Annotated in this window: 21 protein-coding genes; 4 read left to right on the top strand and 17 right to left on the bottom strand. The window is 68.7% G+C overall.

Going from position 1 to position 18292, the window contains the following annotated elements:
• Positions 1–43 precede the first annotated feature (43 nt).
• From nagZ to CR157_RS13080, 3 genes are all read right to left on the bottom strand, one after another.
• On the bottom strand, positions 44–1057 hold the full coding sequence (gene nagZ / locus CR157_RS13090; protein ID WP_110283951.1) for a beta-N-acetylhexosaminidase: 1014 nt from the start codon (positions 1055–1057) through the stop codon (positions 44–46).
• 163 nt (positions 1058–1220) lie between these two features.
• Entirely contained in the window at positions 1221–1739 is a 519-nt protein-coding gene (locus tag CR157_RS13085) for a L,D-transpeptidase (RefSeq protein ID WP_110283950.1), read from the bottom strand.
• Positions 1739–2404, bottom strand: a complete 666-nt coding sequence (locus CR157_RS13080) for a TetR/AcrR family transcriptional regulator (protein ID WP_110283949.1) — start codon at positions 2402–2404, stop codon at positions 1739–1741. Before CR157_RS13080 ends, CR157_RS13085 begins: the two co-directional genes overlap by 1 nt.
• Positions 2405–2615: 211 nt before the next feature.
• On the opposite strand from CR157_RS13080, the gene lexA reads away from it, so the two are divergent.
• Positions 2616–3266 (top strand): transcriptional repressor LexA, encoded by a 651-nt coding sequence (lexA, locus tag CR157_RS13075; RefSeq protein WP_110283948.1) that lies wholly within the window; start codon positions 2616–2618, stop codon positions 3264–3266.
• Positions 3247–4314: a DNA polymerase IV gene (dinB, locus tag CR157_RS13070; RefSeq protein ID WP_110283947.1), complete on the top strand. Its 1068-nt coding sequence runs from the start codon at positions 3247–3249 to the stop codon at positions 4312–4314. The genes lexA and dinB overlap by 20 nt, the downstream gene beginning before the upstream one ends.
• 466 nt (positions 4315–4780) lie before the next feature.
• Here the strand turns inward: dinB and CR157_RS13060 are convergent, their stop codons facing one another.
• Positions 4781–5452 (bottom strand): energy-coupling factor ABC transporter permease, encoded by a 672-nt coding sequence (locus CR157_RS13060; RefSeq protein WP_110283945.1) that lies wholly within the window; start codon positions 5450–5452, stop codon positions 4781–4783.
• A gap of 12 nt (positions 5453–5464) precedes the next feature.
• Positions 5465–6319: a formyltetrahydrofolate deformylase gene (gene purU, locus CR157_RS13055; protein WP_110283944.1), complete on the bottom strand. Its 855-nt coding sequence runs from the start codon at positions 6317–6319 to the stop codon at positions 5465–5467.
• 230 nt (positions 6320–6549) lie between these two features.
• Between purU and CR157_RS13050 the strand changes: the two genes are divergently transcribed.
• A complete protein-coding gene (locus tag CR157_RS13050) occupies positions 6550–8145 on the top strand; it encodes a ribonuclease J (protein WP_110284039.1) in 1596 nt (531 codons plus the stop codon).
• Positions 8146–8287: 142 nt separating this feature from the next.
• Here the strand turns inward: CR157_RS13050 and CR157_RS13045 are convergent, their stop codons facing one another.
• From CR157_RS13045 to mobA, 7 genes are all read right to left on the bottom strand, one after another.
• Positions 8288–8584, bottom strand: a complete 297-nt coding sequence (locus tag CR157_RS13045) for an H-NS family histone-like protein (protein WP_110283943.1) — start codon at positions 8582–8584, stop codon at positions 8288–8290.
• 208 nt (positions 8585–8792) lie between these two features.
• The gene (gene moaA, locus CR157_RS13040) at positions 8793–9791 is read right to left on the bottom strand and encodes a GTP 3',8-cyclase MoaA (protein WP_110283942.1); all 999 of its coding nucleotides are present in this window, start codon (positions 9789–9791) and stop codon (positions 8793–8795) included.
• A gap of 2 nt (positions 9792–9793) precedes the next feature.
• Complete coding sequence (gene moaE / locus CR157_RS13035) at positions 9794–10243, bottom strand: molybdopterin synthase catalytic subunit MoaE (RefSeq protein WP_110283941.1); 450 nt, start codon at positions 10241–10243, stop codon at positions 9794–9796.
• Positions 10244–10245: 2 nt separating this feature from the next.
• Positions 10246–11061, bottom strand: coding sequence for a cyclic pyranopterin monophosphate synthase MoaC (gene moaC / locus CR157_RS13030; RefSeq protein WP_110283940.1), 816 nt, complete (start codon positions 11059–11061; stop codon positions 10246–10248).
• A gap of 10 nt (positions 11062–11071) precedes the next feature.
• On the bottom strand, positions 11072–12328 hold the full coding sequence (moeA, locus tag CR157_RS13025) for a molybdopterin molybdotransferase MoeA (protein ID WP_110283939.1): 1257 nt from the start codon (positions 12326–12328) through the stop codon (positions 11072–11074).
• Positions 12325–12909: a molybdopterin-guanine dinucleotide biosynthesis protein B gene (gene mobB, locus CR157_RS13020; RefSeq protein ID WP_110283938.1), complete on the bottom strand. Its 585-nt coding sequence runs from the start codon at positions 12907–12909 to the stop codon at positions 12325–12327. Before mobB ends, moeA begins: the two co-directional genes overlap by 4 nt.
• Positions 12906–13508, bottom strand: a complete 603-nt coding sequence (gene mobA, locus CR157_RS13015) for a molybdenum cofactor guanylyltransferase MobA (protein ID WP_110283937.1) — start codon at positions 13506–13508, stop codon at positions 12906–12908. Before mobA ends, mobB begins: the two co-directional genes overlap by 4 nt.
• A gap of 196 nt (positions 13509–13704) precedes the next feature.
• Here mobA and CR157_RS13010 point away from each other — a divergent pair, with 196 nt between their 5' ends.
• Positions 13705–14286: a cupin domain-containing protein gene (locus CR157_RS13010; RefSeq protein ID WP_110283936.1), complete on the top strand. Its 582-nt coding sequence runs from the start codon at positions 13705–13707 to the stop codon at positions 14284–14286.
• A 171-nt stretch (positions 14287–14457) separates the two neighbouring features.
• Here CR157_RS13010 and upp read toward each other — a convergent pair whose 3' ends face one another.
• From upp to CR157_RS12985, 5 genes are all read right to left on the bottom strand, one after another.
• A complete protein-coding gene (gene upp / locus CR157_RS13005) occupies positions 14458–15087 on the bottom strand; it encodes a uracil phosphoribosyltransferase (protein WP_110283935.1) in 630 nt (209 codons plus the stop codon).
• 111 nt (positions 15088–15198) lie between these two features.
• The gene (gene ung / locus CR157_RS13000; RefSeq protein ID WP_110283934.1) at positions 15199–15882 is read right to left on the bottom strand and encodes a uracil-DNA glycosylase; all 684 of its coding nucleotides are present in this window, start codon (positions 15880–15882) and stop codon (positions 15199–15201) included.
• A gap of 3 nt (positions 15883–15885) precedes the next feature.
• A complete protein-coding gene (gpt, locus tag CR157_RS12995) occupies positions 15886–16365 on the bottom strand; it encodes a xanthine phosphoribosyltransferase (protein ID WP_110283933.1) in 480 nt (159 codons plus the stop codon).
• A 10-nt stretch (positions 16366–16375) separates the two neighbouring features.
• Entirely contained in the window at positions 16376–16921 is a 546-nt protein-coding gene (locus CR157_RS12990; RefSeq protein WP_110283932.1) for an adenine phosphoribosyltransferase, read from the bottom strand.
• 38 nt (positions 16922–16959) lie between these two features.
• Positions 16960–18264, bottom strand: a complete 1305-nt coding sequence (locus CR157_RS12985; RefSeq protein WP_110283931.1) for an NCS2 family permease — start codon at positions 18262–18264, stop codon at positions 16960–16962.
• Positions 18265–18292: the final 28 nt, after the last annotated feature.

Genomic DNA, 18292 nt, shown 5'->3' with positions numbered 1-18292 from the left:
ATCGGCTCGCGGTCGGCGTGGGTACGGAGGGAACAGGAATAACTCAGTGGGCCGCCAGGGCCTCCAGGCGGGCATGCACGCGGCGCCAGCGGGAGAGCGCCCCCAGGGCGGCGAGATCGGGCCGGGCGCGGGCGTAGCGCAGCTTGAGCAGGCGCCGGGAGACCCTCCCCTGGCAGGCGTCGAGCACCTCCAGCGCCGCGGCGCGGTCGTTGCACACCAGCAACATGTCGCAGCCGGCCGCCAGGGCCGCCTGCGCCCGCTCGGCGGGGGTGCCGGCCGTCCGGGCGCCGGCCATGCTCAGGTCGTCGGAGAAGATCACGCCCTTGAAGCCCAGGCTCTCGCGCAGCAGCCCCAGCCAGGCCCGGGAGAAACCGGCCGGGCGCGGGTCGAAGGCGGGATAGACCACATGGGCCGGCATCACGGCGCCGAGCCGTGTCGCCAGCTCCTTGAAGGGTACCAGGTCGTGGGCGCGCAACTCGTCGAGCGGACGCTCGTCGACGGGCAACGCATGGTGGGAGTCGGCCGCCACCCCGCCGTGGCCGGGAAAGTGCTTGGCCACCGCCACCATGCCGGCCTCGTGCAACCCCTCGACGAAGGCACCGCCCATCGCCGCCACGGCCTGCGGGTCGCCGGAGAAACTGCGATCACCGATCACCGTGGAGAGCCCGCGGTCCACATCCAGCACCGGCGCGAAGCTGAGGTCGAGACCGCAGGCCGCCATCTCCATGCCCAGCAGCCAGCCGGTATCCTGGCAGAGCCGCACGGTCACCTCCGGCAGCGCGGCGAAGTCGCGCCCCAGCCGCCCCATGGCGGGCAGGCGGGTGACCCCCTCGCGCAGGCGCTGCACCCGCCCCCCCTCCTGGTCGATCGCCAGCAGCAGCTCGGGCCGGACCCGACGGATCTCGCTGCACAGCTCGCGGACCTGGGCGGCCGATTCGGTGTTGCGGGCGAACAGGATCACGCCACCGACCTCGGGGCGTGCCAGTAATTCGCGCTCTTCGTGCGTCAGGCGGGGACCGTCCAGATCCAGCATCACCGGGCCGAGGGACTGGGTCATGGTCATGCTCCTTGGCGTGGAAGGGGGCAGATTCTAGAACAAAGTCACCCGCCGGGACAGCCGAACGGGTGGCTCAGCCAAGGGTATTGCAGGCTGACCTTCTCATCGACCTGTACCCGGCGCCCCTCGTCATGTCCAACGGCGATAGCCCTGGTGGCTCCGCTCAGTCGTGGAGCCAGACCGGGGTGCCGGGCACGGCCAGTTCGAAGACGGCCAGCAGGTCGGCGTCGCGCAGGCGGATGCAGCCGTGGGACCGGGGCTCGCCCATGAGCTGATCGGGCGGCGTGCCGTGCAGATAGATATAGCGACGCTGGGAGTCGACGTCACCCCCACGGTTGTGGCCGGGCTCGAGGCCGCACAGCCAGAGAATGCGGGTCAGGATCCAGTCGCGCCCCGGGTGAGCGGTGGCCAGTGCCGGGGAGAACACCTCGCCGGTGGGGCGACGGCCGCGGAACACCGTGCCGGCTGGCTGGCCGGCGCCGATGGCGGCCCGCACGTAGTGCCAGCCCAGCGGAGTCTGGCCGCTGCCCTCGCGCTGGCCGGTGCCGGCCGCCCCGGTGGATACCGGGTAGTCGCCCAGTGGCTCGCGCCCGCGCCACACCACCAGCCGCTGCCCGGCGGTGTCGATCTCGAGCCAGTGGCCCTGCGCGGGGGGCAGGTCGTCGAGTCGCGGGGTGCGCATCAGCTCGCCTCGGCCCTGGGCTCGACGGGCTCGGGGAGCGGCGCGTTCATCGCCGCCACCACCACGGGACGCAGGCGACGGATCAGGTCGCGCACCGAGACATGCTCGCCGTAGTCCTTCTCGGCGATGTCGCGTAGCGCATCCAGCCCCGAGAGGGTGAAGATGACGGTACCCAGCACGAAGTGCAGGCGCCAGAAGCGTTCGGTATCGGGCAGGTCCGGGGTGGCCAGGCGGACGAGTTCGCTGAAGCGAGTGAAGACGCTGCCGTACTCGTCCTGGATATGGCGGCGCAGATGGCCCTGGGCCTGGCTGTAGGCGAGCCCGAGCAGGCGCATGAACACCTTGAGGCTGTTGCGCTCGGCGGGCACCTCGAGCACGGTGCGGGCCATGGTCTCGAGCAGCACCTCGAGGGGGATCACCTGGCCGGCGTAGCGGGCCTCGAGCTCGTCCAGGGCGCCGTGAAAGCGCTCGGTGAAGGGATCCAGGTAGCGGGAGAAGACCGCCTGGATCAGCGACTTCTTGGAGCCGAAATGGTAGTTGACCGCCGCCAGGTTGACCCTGGCCTTGCTGGTGATATTGCGCAGCGACGTCTCGGCGAAGCCGCGTTCGGCGAACAGCACCTCGGCCGTATCGAGGATCCGCGTGACGGTATCGGTCTGACCCATGAGCGATGACACCCTGCCTGGAAACAGCTGTTTTAAACGTGACGGAATTGTACGTCAGGCAAGGGCCGCCCCTCAACGCTAAATCGACGAGCGGTGTTTCAAACGCGCCCCGGGTCGAAACTTTTACTGGATGAACTTCCATGCTGTATACTTGACCAATGAATGGGTGATCCGGACTGCCGATCGCCACCCTCAGCCACCCGGAGGTCGTATGACACGCCCCCTGACCCCGCGCCAGCAGAACGTCCACGACTTCATCGTCAAGACCATCCACGAGCAGGGCTACCCGCCGACCCGCGCCGAGATCGCCCGGGCCCTGGGGTTCCGCTCCCCCAACGCCGCCGAGGAGCACCTGCGGGCCCTGGAGCGCAAGGGGGTGATCCGCATGATCCCCGGCACCTCCCGCGGCATCCGCCTGCCCGCCCAGGAGCCCGAGGCCGTCGAGGGCGAGACGGCCGCCACCCAGGGGCTGCCGATCATCGGCGAGGTGGCCGCTGGCAGCCCGATCCTGGCCGCCGAGCATATCGATCGCTACTGCCCCCTGCCCCCGGAGTACTTCACTCCCCGCGCCGACTACCTGCTCAAGGTGCGCGGCCTGTCGATGAAGGACGTGGGCATCCTGGAGGGCGATCTGCTCGCCGTGCACCGGACCGACCGGGTACGCGACGGCCAGATCGTGGTGGCGCGCCTCGAGGACGAGGTGACGGTGAAGCGCTTCCATCGCCACGGCCATCGGGTCACCCTCGCCGCCGAGAACCCCGACTTCCCTCCCATCGAGGTCGACCTGCGCCAGCATGAACTGGAGATCGAGGGTATCGGGGTTGGGGTGATCCGCGGTGGTAATGGCCAGGCCCTCGGCTGAGCGCAAGATCCTTCACGCCGACTGCGACTGCTTCTACGCCGCGGTGGAGATGCGCGACGATCCCAGCCTGCGCGACATCCCGCTGGCGATCGGCGGCAGTCGCGAGCGCCGCGGAGTGATCGCCACCTGCAACTACCCGGCGCGGGCCTTCGGCATCCATTCGGCGATGCCCACCGCCCGGGCGCTGCGCCTCTGCCCCCACCTGACCCTGCTCCCCGGCGACTTCGACCGCTACCGCGAGGTCTCGCGGCGGATCCAGGCGATCTTCCACGAACTCACGCCCCTGGTGGAGCCGCTCTCGCTGGACGAGGCCTTCCTCGATGTCACCGCGGTCGAGCGCTTCTCCGGCAGCGCCACCTGGATGGCCCACTGGCTCAAGCGGGAGTGCCTGGCCCGCACCGGCATCACCGTCTCGGTGGGCGTGGCGCCCTCGAAGTTCCTGGCCAAGATCGCCAGCGACTGGGACAAGCCCGACGGCCTCACGGTGATCCCCCCGGCGCGAGTCGACGACTTCGTCAGGCCCCTGCCGGTCAAGAAGCTGCACGGCGTCGGCCCGGCCACCGGGGCGCGGCTCGATGCCCTGGGCATCACCACCTGCGAGGAGCTTCGCCGGGTGCCGCTGGAGCGGTTGCTCGAGGAGTTCGGCAAGTTCGGCCGACGGCTGTTCGAGCTCTCCCGCGGCATCGACGAGCGCGAGGTGCGCGTCGAGCGCGAACGCAAGTCGATCAGCGCCGAGACCACCTTCGAGCGTGACCTGCCGGACCTGGCGAGCTGCCAGGCCGCCCTGGCGTCGCTGTGCGAACGGCTCGAGGCACGCCTGGCCCGCCATGGCCACCCACCGCTGGCGGGCATCTTCGTCAAGGTGCGCTTCGACGACTTCAGCCTCACCACCCTGGAGAGCCGGGGGCTGTTGCCCACCCCGGAGAGCTACGCCCGCCTGCTCGAGCAGGCCTGGGCCAGGGCCCGCCGGCCGGTGCGACTGCTCGGCGTCGGCGCCCGGCTGGTGCCCGAGGACGCCCGGCGCCAGCTGGTCCTGCCGATCGAGTGAGCCCCCTAGGGGGAATGAGAGCGCTCCGGGATGAGCCGCCAGCGCGGGGAGGCCCTATGGGGTCAGACCCTGCCGAATCCCCACATTTTTCTCGACGTTGATAGCTTGTTCGCCGAAAAAGGCGCCGAGGCTGCCCCTATGGGGTCAGACCCCAGCCAAGTCGCGAAGCCCGTCATGGTGCGTCTTGCGAGCGGATTCGACGCCGCCGGGGTCTGACCCCATAGGGACCGGCAGCGCTGGCAGCCACCCACCCACCAATGTCCAACGCATTGATAATGCTGAAGTATTTCTGGAGATGCCTCAGGGTCAGACCCCGGCCGAGTTACCGGGCCTGTCATCGTGCACATGGCGAGCGGATTCGACCCCGCCGGGGTCTGACCCCATAGTGGCGGGCCACGGCGGTTTCTCCGTCGAACGTACTGCCATCGTCGAGATATTCGCGGGGAGGCAACGACGCCGACCCTGGCTACTTGGTATCGATATAGCGGTGGTCATTGAAGGTCGCCACCCAACTGGGGTGGTAGACCAGCAGGATGCTGAGCAGCATCCCGGTGATGAAGGCCTCGGAGGGCATCAGCAGCGGCAGGAAACGGGCGTACTCGAGCGCCTGGTGCATGACCTCGGGGTCGCTGGCCCCCAGTGCCATCAGCCCCACCGCCGAGAGCCCCGCCGCCAGGGTGGCCAGGGCCGTGCCGAAGAAGCCGCAGACGAACAGGAAGACCATCAGGTTATCCGGCAGGCGCCGGTCGACGAGCCGCCAGACCAGCACCATCACCAGCACCGGCACCACCCCGGTGACCAGCAGGTTGACCCCGAGCAGCGGCCAGGCGACCCGCCCCAGCACGACCATCGCCAGGTTGGCCAGCAGGCAGGAGAGCAGCGCCAGCGGCGCCTTGAACACCAGGGTCAGCAGTGCCGTGAACATCAGGTGCAAGGTCAGCCAGTCGACCGCCTGGGCGCGCAGCTGCCAGAGCAGCGTGACGGCCAGGGTGGCGGCCAGCCAGCGATGCTGCAGGGCGTGGTCGGCGAGCAGCGCCCGCCAGGGACGCTGGGCCAGCGCCAGGCCGACCATCCCCAGCGACACCAGGGAGGCGACCAGCAGCAGCCAGGGCGAGAGCACCGGGGCAGCGAAGGACATCGCGAGGCTCCGTCAGGCGAACACCACGGTCTTGTTGCCGTGGATCAGCACCCGATCCTCCAGGTGCCAGCGCAGCCCGCGCGCGAGCACCGCCTTCTCCACGTCGCGGCCGAAGCGCACCAGGTCATGCGGGGTGTGGCAGTGGCTGACCCGGTGGATGTCCTGCTCGATGATCGGCCCGGCGTCCAGCTCCTCGGTGACGTAGTGGCAGGTGGCGCCGATCAGCTTGACGCCGCGCTCGTAGGCCTGGTGATAGGGCTTGGCCCCGGCGAAGGAGGGCAGGAAGCTGTGGTGGATGTTGATGACCCGGCCGGCATACTGCTCGCAGAGGGCCGGCGGCAGGATCTGCATGTAGCGCGCCAGCACCACGCTGTCGGCACGGGCCTCCTCGACCAGGCGCTGCATCTCGGCGAAGGCCCCGCCCCTGTCGCCGGGGGATACCGGCACATGGTGGTAGGGAATGCCGTGCCACTCCACCAGGCCGCGCAGGTCCTGGTGGTTGGAGATCACGCAGGGGATGTCGCAGTCGAGCTCGCCGGCCGTCCAGCGGTAGAGCAGGTCCACCAGGCAGTGGGACTCCCGGGAGACCATCAGCACCACCCGCGGGCGGCGCCGGGTATCGGTCAGCGCCCACTGCATGCCGAACTCCCGCGCCACCGGGGCGAAGGCCACGCGCAGGGCTGCGGCGTCCATCCCGATCGAGTCGGCGAGGATCTCGTAGCGCATGAAGAAGCGGCCTGCCTCCAGGTCGGAGTGCTGGCTGGCCTCGGTGATCGAGCCGCCATGGCCGGCGATGAAACCGGAGACCCGGGAGACGATCCCCACGCGGTCGGGGCAGGAGACCACCAGGCGATAATAGTGTGACATCGAATGACCGTCGCTGGCTGAAAACAACAGGAACAAGGACGGCATTGTAGCGAATGCCGCCGCCGTCGGCACGGCCGCTTCGTTGTGGCCCCCGGCGGCGATCCCGTATAGTGAAGCGCATACTTTCCACGGTTTGCACTCCCCCGATGCCCCAACCTCGTGTCCAGATCCGCCCCCGCCGCCGCCCTCCCCTGCACTTCCTGCCACTCGGCGGCTGCGGCGAGATCGGCATGAACCTGAGCCTCTATGGCTTCGAGTCGCACTGGATCGCGGTGGACTGCGGCATGATGATCCGCCAGGACCTGCCCGACAGCCCGCTGCAGGTGCCCAACCTGGACAGCCTGACGACGCTCGGCATCACCCCCCGGGCACTGATCATCACCCACGGCCACGAGGACCATATCGGGGCGGCCGCCTGGCTCTGGCCGCAGTGGGGGTGTCCGATCCACGCCACCCCGCTGGCCGCCGGCCTGCTGCGGGCCAAGTTCGCCGCGCGCGGCCTCGCCACCGATGCCATCCGGGTCATCGCGCCCGGCGAGGCCCTGGAGTCCGGCCCCTTCACCCTGCGCTACCTGCCGCTGACCCACTCGATTCCCGAGAGCTGCGCACTGCTGATTACCGCCGGCGACCATCGGGTGCTGCACAGCGGCGACTGGAAGCTCGACCCCGAGCCGCTGATCGGCGCACCGGTGTCCGCCTCGACCTTCCGGGCCATCGCCCCGGTGGACCTGGTGGTGGGTGACTCGACCAATGCGCCGCTGCCCGGCCATTCCCGCAGCGAGGGTGAGGTCGCCGTGGCCCTGGAACACGCCATCGCCCGTTGCGAGGGACGGGTGGTGGTCTCCTGCTTCGCCAGCAACCTGGCCCGGGTGCTGGCCATCGGCCGCGCCGCCGAGCGCTGCGGCCGACGGGTCAGCCTGATGGGACGCTCCATGGAGCGCATGGTGGGTGTGGCCCGCGGGCTCGGCTACCTCGACGACTTCCCGCCGCTGGTGCCGGTGAGCGACCTCGGCTACCTGCCGCCGGAGGAGGTGCTGGTGATCGCCACCGGCAGCCAGGGCGAGCCCCGCGCCGCGCTCCATCGCCTGGCCCGGGGGCGCCATCCGACCTTCGAGCTGGGCCGGGGTGACAGCGTGATCTTCTCGGCCAGGGCCATTCCCGGCAACGAGCTGTTGATCGAACGGCTCAAGGCCGGCCTCAGGCACCTCGGCGTCGCCCTGCTCGACGAATTCAATCACCCCGAGTTGCACGCCTCCGGACACCCGGCCCGGGAGGAGCTGCGCACCTTCTACGGCTGGGTGAAACCCGGCCACCTGCTGCCGGTGCATGGCGAGCCACGCCACCAGCAGGCCCACCAGACACTGGCCGAATCGCTGGGCATCCGCACCCCGCTGATCCCGACCAATGGCGACCTGATCCGCCTGGACGCCGATGGCCTGACCCTGGAGGCCCGTCACCCCCAGCCGCCCTGCATCGTCAGCCAGGACGCCGTGACGCCACTGCCCGGCCTGGCCGGCGAGACGACCCGCTCGCGCCATGGCAGCCTCTATCTGGCCCTCTCGGTCACCGCCACCGAGGAGCGTGGCTGGACGCGCATCGGCCGGCTGATGCTCGATACGAGCCAGACCGGCCACCTCGATGAGGACGCCTTCGCCGACTGGCTCGACATGCAACTGCCGGAGCTGCGTGCCGAGACCCTCGCCGAGCTGCGCCTGGCACTGCAGCCGAAACTGCTGGCCTGGTTCGCCGATCACCTGCGCCGGGTACCGGAGATTCACCTGCAGATCCTGGCGGTGGAGGCCCCCAGCTTCAGCGACCTCGACTGAACGTCCCCGGCACCCGGCCCGCCGGATGCCCCCCGAAATGCCGAGAGGCGAACCCGAAGGTTCGCCTCTCTTATTCTGCCGGTCCTGCCGACTCCCTCCCTTCGACCCTTACCGGTCGAGGCGATGTCGCTTACGACATGACTTACGCCTTGTTGGCGTTGGCGTTCTTCGGTGGACGACCGCGCTTGCGGCGGGGTTGTTCCGGCACCAGGTCATCGAGCGAAAGACCGGCGTCGTTGAGCGCTTCGCGTATCTCGGCCAGCTTGCGCTCCTTCTGCGCTTCCTCTTCCTGACGTTGCAGCTCTTCGTCCTTCTTCTGTTCGATGACCTCGCCGATCACCTCTGCCAGCTTATGGAGCTGTTCCATGCTCAACTGGCGTGCCGCGGCTCGAGCCACGTTCTTGTTGCGAGCGATGCGCTCCAGGGATTCGCTGGACATTGGCCCCCTCCATGCGATTGAACGAAAAAGGTTATTCATGACACTGTACGTCAAAAGTATATGCACCCTTCGGGACTTGGCAAGAAAATACGTGCAATTATTTTCATCGAACCATCGGCCAAACCCCGCGGTTCCCTGGGGGGATCCTCACGCGAAGACGGCGCCATCCTGGCGCCGTCTTCAAGTGGGAAGCGAATGAATTCGGCATTCAGCCACCGGTCATGTTCATGAAGCGCACCACCTGGACATCGCCGTCGGTGGTGAAATGATGGCGCTCGGGCTTGAGGGGCATGGCCGCGACGATGCGTTCCTTCAGGGTATCGATATCGCCCGGATGACGCCGCAGCACCTCCCGCAGGTCCACCGAGTGCTCGTTGCCGAGGCAGAGCAGCAGGCGCCCTTCCACGGTCACCCGAACCCGATTGCAGGTGGCGCAGAAATTGTGGCTGTGGGGCGAAATGAAGCCGACGCGGGTATCGCTGTCGGGCATGCGAAAATAGCGCGAGGGCCCCAGGGTGGTCTCGGTGGTGGGGATCAACTGGTGGCGAGTCTCGATGAGCGCCTGCACCTCGTCGCTGGAGCAGTAGGTCTCGTCCCGGTTATGGTCCGAGACGTCCCCCAGTGGCATCTCCTCGATAAAGCTGATGTCGACCCCTTCCCGTCGCGCGAAATCGACCAGCTCGATCACCTCGTCGTCATTGCGCCCCTTGAGGATGACCGCGTTGAGCTTGATGCGATCGAAGCCGGCCTCCCGGGCGGCGTGGATGCCATCGATCACCTTGGCCAGGTCGCCGGTGCGGGTCAGGCGACGGAAGCGCTCCGGGTCCAGGGAGTCGAGGCTGATGTTGAGCCGCTTGAGTCCGGCCTGGCGGAGCCGATGGGCATACTTGCCGAGCCCCGCGCCGTTGGTGGTCATGGCGAAATCCCTGAGCCCGGGCAGCGAGCCGATATCCTCGACCAGTCGGTCGATGTCGCGACGCACCAGGGGTTCGCCTCCGGTCAGGCGCACCTTTTCCACGCCGAGCTCGATGAAGGCCCGCGCCACCAGCGCCAGCTCTTCCAGCGTCAACACCTGGGCACGGGGCAGGAAGGTCATCTCCTCGCTCATGCAGTAGACGCAGCGGAAATCACAGCGATCGGTGACCGAGATGCGCACGTAGCGCACCCGCCTTCCGAAGTCGTCGATCAGCTCATCGGTTAGTGCCATCGTCATGTCTCCCAGCGGTGGGCATCCTGGTGATCCGAATCACGCTCTGACACCCAGTAGTCGCCGTCGGTGGCGTGTTCCTTCTTCCAGAACGGGGCGCGAGTCTTGAGGTAATCCATGATGAAGTCGCAGGCCTCGAAGGCGGCACGCCGATGGGCACTGGCGACCACCACCAACACGATAGGGTCTCCCGGGGCGAGGCGTCCAATCCGGTGGATCACACGCACCCCCTCGAGCGGCCATCGCGCGTCGGCTTCCTGGACGATATCGTCCAGGGCCGTCTCGGTCATGCCGGGGTAATGCTCGAGGGTCAGGGCCGTGACCTCGGGCCGTTCGTTGAAGTCGCGCACCAGCCCGGTGAAGCTGACCACGGCACCGACGTCGGTGCGACCCGCCAGCAGCGCCTGCTGTTCGGCGCCCGCATCGAAGGGCGCCTCCTGGACACGAATCATGCTCAGCCTCCGGTCACCGGGGGGAAGAAGGCGACCTCGTCCTCGTTGGTGATCGGCGTGTCGTCGGCGGCCATCACCTGATTGACCGCACACAGCACCCGCCCCTCGTCGAGCCGCGAGAAGCGCGGGTCGAGCACCTTGAGGGCCGCCTTGAGGCCGGCCACGTCGGCACTCGCCAGGCTGTCGAACGGCACCGAAAGATCGCCGACGCCGAGCCGCTCGCGCAGCTCGGCCAGGCACTTGACCCGCACACAGGGCGAGGCGATATCGCAGCGGTTACCCACCGACACCTCCCCGGCACTGCCCTCGCCGGTAACGATGGGCGCGACCGAAGCGACGGCGTCGCCGTCACGGCGATAGTCGCCCGAGCGGCCGCCGCTCTTGGCATCGAGGTGGATGGCGCCGATCTCCATCCCCTTGTCCACCGCCTTGCACATGTCGTAGAGGGTCAGACAGGCCACGGAAACCGCGGTCAGCGCCTCCATCTCCACCCCGGTGCGGCCGTTGAGCCGGCAGGTCGCGGTGACCTCGACACAGGAGGCGGCCTCGTCGAGGCGGAAGTCGATGGCCACCTTCGACAGCGCCAGGGCATGACACAGCGGGATCAGTTCGTGGGTCCGCTTGGCGGCCTGGATGCCGGCGATGCGCGCGGTGGCCAGCACGTCGCCCTTGGGCAGGCCGCCCTCGGCGAGCAGCGCCAGGGTCGCCGGCTGCATGCGGATGTGTCCCGAGGCGCTCGCCTCGCGCCGGCTCTCCGGCTTGTCGGCAACGTCGACCATATGGGCTTCGCCGCGGGTATTGAGATGGGTCAGTGACATGGAAAGCGCCTCATGGAAGTCGATGAAGAGGATGAATGGTGACTGCCTCGCCGGGCGCGGCGACCTCGCGGTCGGCGGCGAGCTCGATCAGACAGTTGGCCTTGACCATGGACGAAAGGATGCCCGAGCCCTGGGCCCCGGTGCTGGCGACCGTGAGCCGGCCCCGGTCGTCGCCGCGGTAGACGCCGCGCAGATAGTCGACGCGCCCGATGCGGCTCTTGAGCTCATGCTCGGCCAGCGCGGTGAGGGTCGCCGGGTGCCGCTCGACACGCCCCTGCAGGCGGGCCAACAGGGGGGCCACGAACCGCAGGAAGGTGACCATCACCGCCACCGGGTTGCCGGGCAGCCCGAGGAAGGGCACCCCACCCTCGCCCAGGCGACCGCAGGCCAGCGGCCGCCCCGGGCGGATGGCGATGCGCCAGAAGCCGAGTTCGCCGAGCTCGGCCAGTGCCGCCCGGGTGAAGTCGGCCTCGCCCACCGAGACGCCGCCACTGGTGATCACCAGGTCGGCCCGCCGTGCGGCGGCGCCCAGGGCGGCGACCAGGGCGGCCCGGTCGTCGGGCAGGATGCCGAGGTCGAGCACCTCGCCCCCCTGCTCCGCCACCAAGCCGCGGAGGGTGAAGCGGTTGGCATCGTAGATGCCGGCCGGGGGCAGCGACGCGCCCGGGGCGGTGACCTCGTCACCGGTGGAGAAGATCGCCACCCGCGGCCGGCGTATCACCCTCGCCTCGGCCAGGCCGAGGGAGGCCAGCAGGCCGAGCTCGGCCGCCGACAGCCGGGTGCCGGCCGCCAGTGCCGGGGCACCGCGGGCGATGTCCTCGCCGGCCCGACGCACGTTCTGGCCGCGCCGGACCCGCTCGGGATGCGCCACGACCACCCGGTCGTCGCCCAGCACCTCGAGCTGCTCCTGCATGATCACGGTGTCGGCCCCCGGGGGCAACGGCGCCCCGGTGGTGATGCCCAGGCACTCGCCCGGCCCCAGCGGGGTCGCGTGGCGCTGCCCGGCGAACAGCTGGCCGACCCGTCGCCAACCCTCGGGCCAGGGGCCCGCCTCCGGCCAGGCCAGGGCGATGCCGTCCATGGCGGCGTTGGTGCTCTGGGGCACGTCGAGGGGCGAGACGACGGTCTCGGCCAGAACCCGGCCATGCAACTCGGCCAGCGCCACTTTCTCGGCCGGCAGCGGCCCGGCGACCAGCTCGGCCAGCGCCGCGCCGGCCTCCTCCACCGAGAGCATGCGTTCGCCGAGATCGAAGCAGGAGAGCGTCATCTCGCCGTCTCCTCCGCGAGTGTGCGCGGGGTCCGCTCGCCGGGCCAGCGCGCCGGCCAGGCGGCGATCCAGGCGGCGATGGCCTCGAGGTCGTTGAGATCCAGCGCCTCGACGCCCTCGGGCAGCGGCTGGGGGGCGTCGCTCGCCACCGCCTTGACCCAGGGATCCTCGGCCACCCGCAGCGCCTTGCCGACCTCGGGGCGATAGAGCTCCAGCTTGGGTAATGGCCAGGCCTTGAAGCCCTCCACCAGCACCAGGTCCGGCGCCTGGAGCCGCACCATCTCGACCAGCTGCCCGAGGTCGGGCTCGTCGCGGCCCGGGGTCTCCATCATCAACGCCAGCCGCGTCCGCGAGGCGACCAGCATCGGCGCCGCCCCCGCCTGACGCAGGCGGTAGCTGTCCTTGCCGGGCTGGTCGACGTCGAAGCCATGGTGGGCGTGCTTGATCACCGCGACGCGCAGCCCGCGTTCGCCTAGCCGCGGCAGCAGCCGCTCGAGCAGGGTCGTCTTGCCGGTGCCGCTCCAGGCGGCGATGCCCAGCAGCGGCAGTCGCTCGTCGAGGTCCAGCCGGGTCTGGCTCATGAGGTCGGGGACTCCTTGTGCGCCTGCTCCAGGCGCCGCTTCTCGTCGTCGGTGTTGAGGTTGGCGAAGGCCTCGGGACAGTCGGAAAAGTCCACCTCGCACCAGGCATGGCGGGCGTACCAGCGGTCGATCTTGCGCTCGCCGGCGGTCAGGGCCGCGGCCAGGTCGTCGGCCAGGGCGGTGCGCAGCAGCGCCACCACCGGGTGCAGCCGCTCGCCGTCGTGGGCCACGGCGATATCGGCCCGGCCGACCCCCGCCACCAGCCGCGGAACCAGATCGTCGGGCAGCGCCGGGCTGTCGCAGGGCACCACCACCAGCCAGGGCGTGGTGGCGGCCCGCAGGCCACTGTAGATGCCCATCAGCGGCCCCTGGAAGCCGTCCTCGGCATCGGTGATCACCCGATCGGCCAGCGCCCGGTAGACATCGAGGTGGCGGTTGGCGTTGATCATCACCTCGGCCACCCGCCCCTCGAGGCGCTCGATGACATGGGCGACCAGCGGGCGTCCGGCGAAGGGCTCGAGCCCCTTGTCGCGCCCTCCCATGCGGCGCCCCTGGCCGCCGGCCAGGATCATGCCGCTGAGCTCGCCTTGCGTGATCATGGGCTCTCCTGCTGTCCCGGATTCGTTATCGAGTGTTGCTGTTGCCCATGATGCCTGAGCCGGGCGGGTGGTGCCATGCCGCCGGGCGCCGGTACTGATGCCGATCAAGGCGGCGGTTTATCGGCGGTCGGCCGAGCGGGTATCATGGTGTCAAGGATCTTCAACGATCACAGGTTCCCAGACGACAGGACACCCGATGCAAGGATTCGATGTAGGGGCTCGCCTGCGCCAGCTGCGCAATGCCCGCGGCCTCTCCCAGCGCGAGCTGGCCAAGCGAGCCGGCGTCACCAACAGCACCATCTCGCTGGTCGAGCAGAACAGCGTCAGCCCCTCGGTGAGCTCGCTGAAGAAGATTCTCGATGCCCTGCCGGTGTCGATCAGCGCCTTCTTCGCCGGCGACGAGCTGAGCCAGCCGCGCCCCTTCTACCCGGCCGCCGAGCTCACCGAGATCGGCGACGGCCACCTCTCCTGGCGGCTGGTGGCGGCCCGCCGGCCCGACCGCAGCATGTCGATCATCCATGAGCGCTACCCCCCCGGCGCCGATACCGGCGAGGAGATGCTCGAGCACGAGGGCGAGGAAGGCGGGGTGGTGATCTCGGGCACCATCGAGATCACCGTGAACGGCGAGGTCGCGGTGCTCGGCGCGGGCGATGCCTACTACTTCGACTCCCGCCTGCCCCACCGCTTCCGCAACCCGGGCGAGACGGAGTGCGTGATCGTCAGCGCCAACTCCCCGCCGACCTTCTCGGAGGGCGGGCAGGAGCTGCATCACGCCTGAGGCCATGTCTCCCACTGTCTGTGCCCATGGGGCCAGATGCCAGGCTCGTCCCTCCACCCCGGCAAGTCTTCTCAATACTGCCCTTGTCTGGTCACTTCCAACATACAAGCTTGGCTCCGCCGAGCGATCGGCGCCGATGCCGAACACCAGGATCAGCGGAGCCGGGGGCGACTACCGAGTGCCGAAGATCTTGTCTCCCGCATCGCCGAGTCCCGGGACGATATAGCCGTTCTCGTCCAGGTGGTCGTCCACCGCGGCGGTGTAGATCTCGATCTCGGGATAGGCCTCCTGCACCCGCTTGATGCCCTCGGGGGCGGCCACCAGCACGATCACCTTCATCTGCTGGCAGCCACGATCGCGCAGCATGTCCAGGGTGGCCACCATGGTGCCGCCGGTGGCCAGCATCGGGTCGATGACGATGGCCAGGCGCTCGTCGAGGTCGTTCGCGAACTTGGCGAAATAGGGCACCGGCTCCAGGGTCTCCTCGTCGCGATAGAGCCCCACCACGCTGACCCGGGCGCTGGGGATCAGGTCGGTGACCCCGTCGAGCATGCCGAGCCCGGCACGCAGGATCGGCACGATGGTGACCTTCTTGCCCTTGAGCAGCTGCACCGGGATGGGCTGGCCGCTCCAGCCGTCGATCTCCTGGGTCTCGAGTTCCAGGTCCTGGGTCGCCTCGTAGGTGAGCAGCTTGGCCAGCTCGCCAGCCAGTTCGCGGAAGCTCTTGGTGCTGATGCCGGCTTCGCGCATCAGTCCCAGCTTGTGCTGGACCAGTGGATGGTGAATGGCGTGAAGGCTCATGGAAGGGACCTCTTGAGGGCAATGGATCGGGAACGACCTTCATCGGAGGGACGGCACCGACAAATTGCGCGTCATTTTACCGCCATCCACCGTTGAGGGTAAGGCTCCCGGTCAGGGGGTGGGGGGCAGCTGCCAGTCGACCGGCGTGCGCCCATGCTCGGCCAGGAAGGCGTTGGCCCGGGAGAAGTGGTGGTTGCCGAAGAAGCCCCGGTGCGCCGAGAGCGGCGAGGGGTGCGGCGACTCCAGCACCAGGTGGCGCGAGGTATCGACCAGCGCCTTCTTCTGCCGGGCATGGCTGCCCCACAGCAGGAACACCGAGGGCTCGGCGTGGGCGTTGACCGCGGCGATGGCGCGGTCGGTGAAGGTCTCCCAGCCGCGGCCGCGGTGGGCGCCGGCATTGCCCTGCTCCACCGTCAGCGAGGTGTTGAGCAGCAGCACCCCCTGGCGCGCCCAAGGCTCCAGGTTGCCGTGATCCACCGGCGTGAAGCCCACGTCGGCGGCCAGCTCCTTGTAGATGTTGACCAGCGACGGCGGCACGGGCACGCCGGGGCGCACCGAGAAGCAGAGGCCATGGGCCTGGCCGGGCCCGTGGTAGGGGTCCTGACCGAGGATCACCACCCGCACCCGGTCGAGCGGCGTGAGCTCGAAGGCCCGGAACCAGTTCGAGGAGTGCGGGTAGATCACCTTCCTGGCCGCCTTCTCGGCGGCCAGGAAGTCACGCAGGGCCTGCATGTAGGGCGCCTCGAACTCGGCGCCCAGCCACCGCTGCCAGCTGTCGGGAAGTGGACAGGCCATGGTTCAGCGCTTCACCTGGTCGACCAGCGGCTCGACATAGGCGATGCCCATGTCCCAGGGGAACTGGATCCAGCAGTCCTGGGCCACCTCGGTGAGATACTGGTCCACCAGCGGCCGCCCCTCCGGCTTGGCATAGACCGTCACGAAGTGGGCCCTGGGCAGCATCTCGCGTACCTTGCGTGCCGTCTTGCCGGTGTCGACCAGGTCGTCGACCAGCAGCCAGCCGTCGCCGTCGTGATCGACGCCCTTCATCACCTCGAGCCCGCCCTGGTCCATGTGGTCATAGCTCTTGATGCACACGGTATCGATCAGGCGCACGTTGAGCTCGCGGGCGATCAGGGCGGCGGGGATCAACCCGCCCCGGGTGATGGCGACGATGCCCTTGAAGTCACGCTCGATCAGTCGATGGCAGAGCTCGCGCACGTCGCGGTGGAGCTGGTCCCAGGAGACGGTGAAGTGCTGGTGGTAGCGGTGGGTGCTCATGGCGGGAGACTCACTCGTCCTCGGTGAAGGAACAGACCGCGAAGACGCCGAAGCCGGCCTCGCGGATGCGCTGCGCCCCGCCGAGATCCGGCAGGTCGATGATGGTGGCGGTCTCGACCACCCGGCCACCGCTGCGGGTGATCAGCTTGGCGGCGGCCAGCATGGTGCCGCCGGTGGCGATGAGGTCGTCGACGATCAGGATGCGATCGTCCTGGCGGAAGGCGTCGGAGTGCAGCTCGACCTCGGCCTCGCCGTACTCCAGGGTGTAGGTCTCGCTGATGGTCTTGAAGGGCAACTTGCCCTTCTTGCGCACCGGCACGAAGCTGCAGCCCAGCTCGTAGGCCAGCGGCGCGCCGACGATGAAGCCCCGGGCGTCGATGGCGGCGATGGCATCGAGATCCATCTCCTGGTAGCGGTGCACGAAGCTGTCGATCAGCTTGCGAAAGGCGGCGCTGTTCTGCAGCAGCGGGGTGATGTCGCGGAAGTTGACCCCGGGCTGCGGCCAGTCGGGGACGGTGCGGATCACGGACTTGATGTAGTCGCCGTAGATGCTCATCAAAACAGGTCTCGGTGTGTGAATGCGGTCGGTATGGGTCAGTCGATGAAGAGGAACTTGGTCGCGAACAGCAGCGCCAGCACGATCACCGCCGGGTTGAGGTCCTTGAAGCGCCCGGACAACGCCTTGATGGCAGCGTAGCTGATGAAGCCCAGGGCGATGCCCTCGGCGATCGAGAAGGTCAGCGGCATGGCCAGGGCGGCGATCAGCACCGGGGCGGCATCGGTGGGGTCTTCCCAGTTGGCGTGGGCCAGGCTGCCGGCCATCAGCACCGCCACGTAGAGCAGCGCCCCGGCGGTGGCGTAGGCCGGAATGGAGCCCGCCAGGGGGGCGAAGAACAGGCTGACCAGGAAGAGCACGGCCACCACCACGGCGGTCAGGCCGGTGCGCCCACCCGAGGCGATGCCCGCGGTAGACTCGATGTAGCTGGTGGTGGTGGAGGTGCCGAGCACGGCACCGGCCATGGAGGCACCACTGTCGGCCATCATGGCGCGCCCGAGCCGGGGTAGCTTGCCGTCCTTGTCGAGCAGGCCGCCGCGGTGGGCCACGCCCACCAATGTGCCGGAGGTGTCGAACAGGTCGACGAACAGGAAGGCGAAGATCACGCTGAGCATCGCCACATCCAGGGCGCCGGCCAGGTCGAGCGCCATGAAGGTCGGGGCGATGGAGGGCGGCATGGACATCAGGCCGCCGTACTCGTTGTGACCGAGAATCATGGCCAGCACGGTGATGCCCAGTATGCCGATCATCACCGCCCCGGTGACCTTCAGATAGGCCAGCGCGGTGATGACGAAGAAACCCAGCAATGCATAGATCGCCGGTGGCTGCGACAGGTCGCCCAGCGACACATAGGTGGCCGGATTGGCGACCACGATGCCGGCGTTCTTCAGCGCGATCATCGCCAGGAAGAGGCCGATACCCGCGGCGATGCCCAGGCGCAGGGAGAGCGGGATCGAGTTGATGATCCACTCGCGCACCCGGAACACGCTGAGCAGGAAGAAGCAGAAGCCGGAGAAGAATACCGCCCCCAGCGCCGCCTCCCAGGTGTAGCCCATGCCCAGCACCACGCCATAGGTGAAGAAGGCGTTGAGCCCCATGCCCGGCGCCTGGGCGATCGGATAGTTGGCCCACAGCCCCATGATCAGAGAACCCAGGGCCGCGGCGAGGCAGGTGGCGACGAAGACGGCGCCAGCGTCCATGCCCGTCTCGGAGAGGATGCTGGGGTTGACGAAGATGATGTAGGCCATGGTCAGGAAGGTGGTGATCCCGGCAATGACCTCGGTCTTTACATCGGTATTGTGCTCGGCCAGCTTGAAATGCTCGTCCATCAGGCGTTTCAGCATCGTTGTCGTTCCTGCGCGGGGACGGTGT

The organism is Halomonas sp. LBP4 (assembly GCF_003202205.1).
Lineage (GTDB): Bacteria > Pseudomonadota > Gammaproteobacteria > Pseudomonadales > Halomonadaceae > Halomonas > Halomonas flagellata.
The sequence above is the reverse complement of the archived record's forward strand: the minus strand, read 5'-3'. Positions and strand labels throughout refer to the sequence as shown.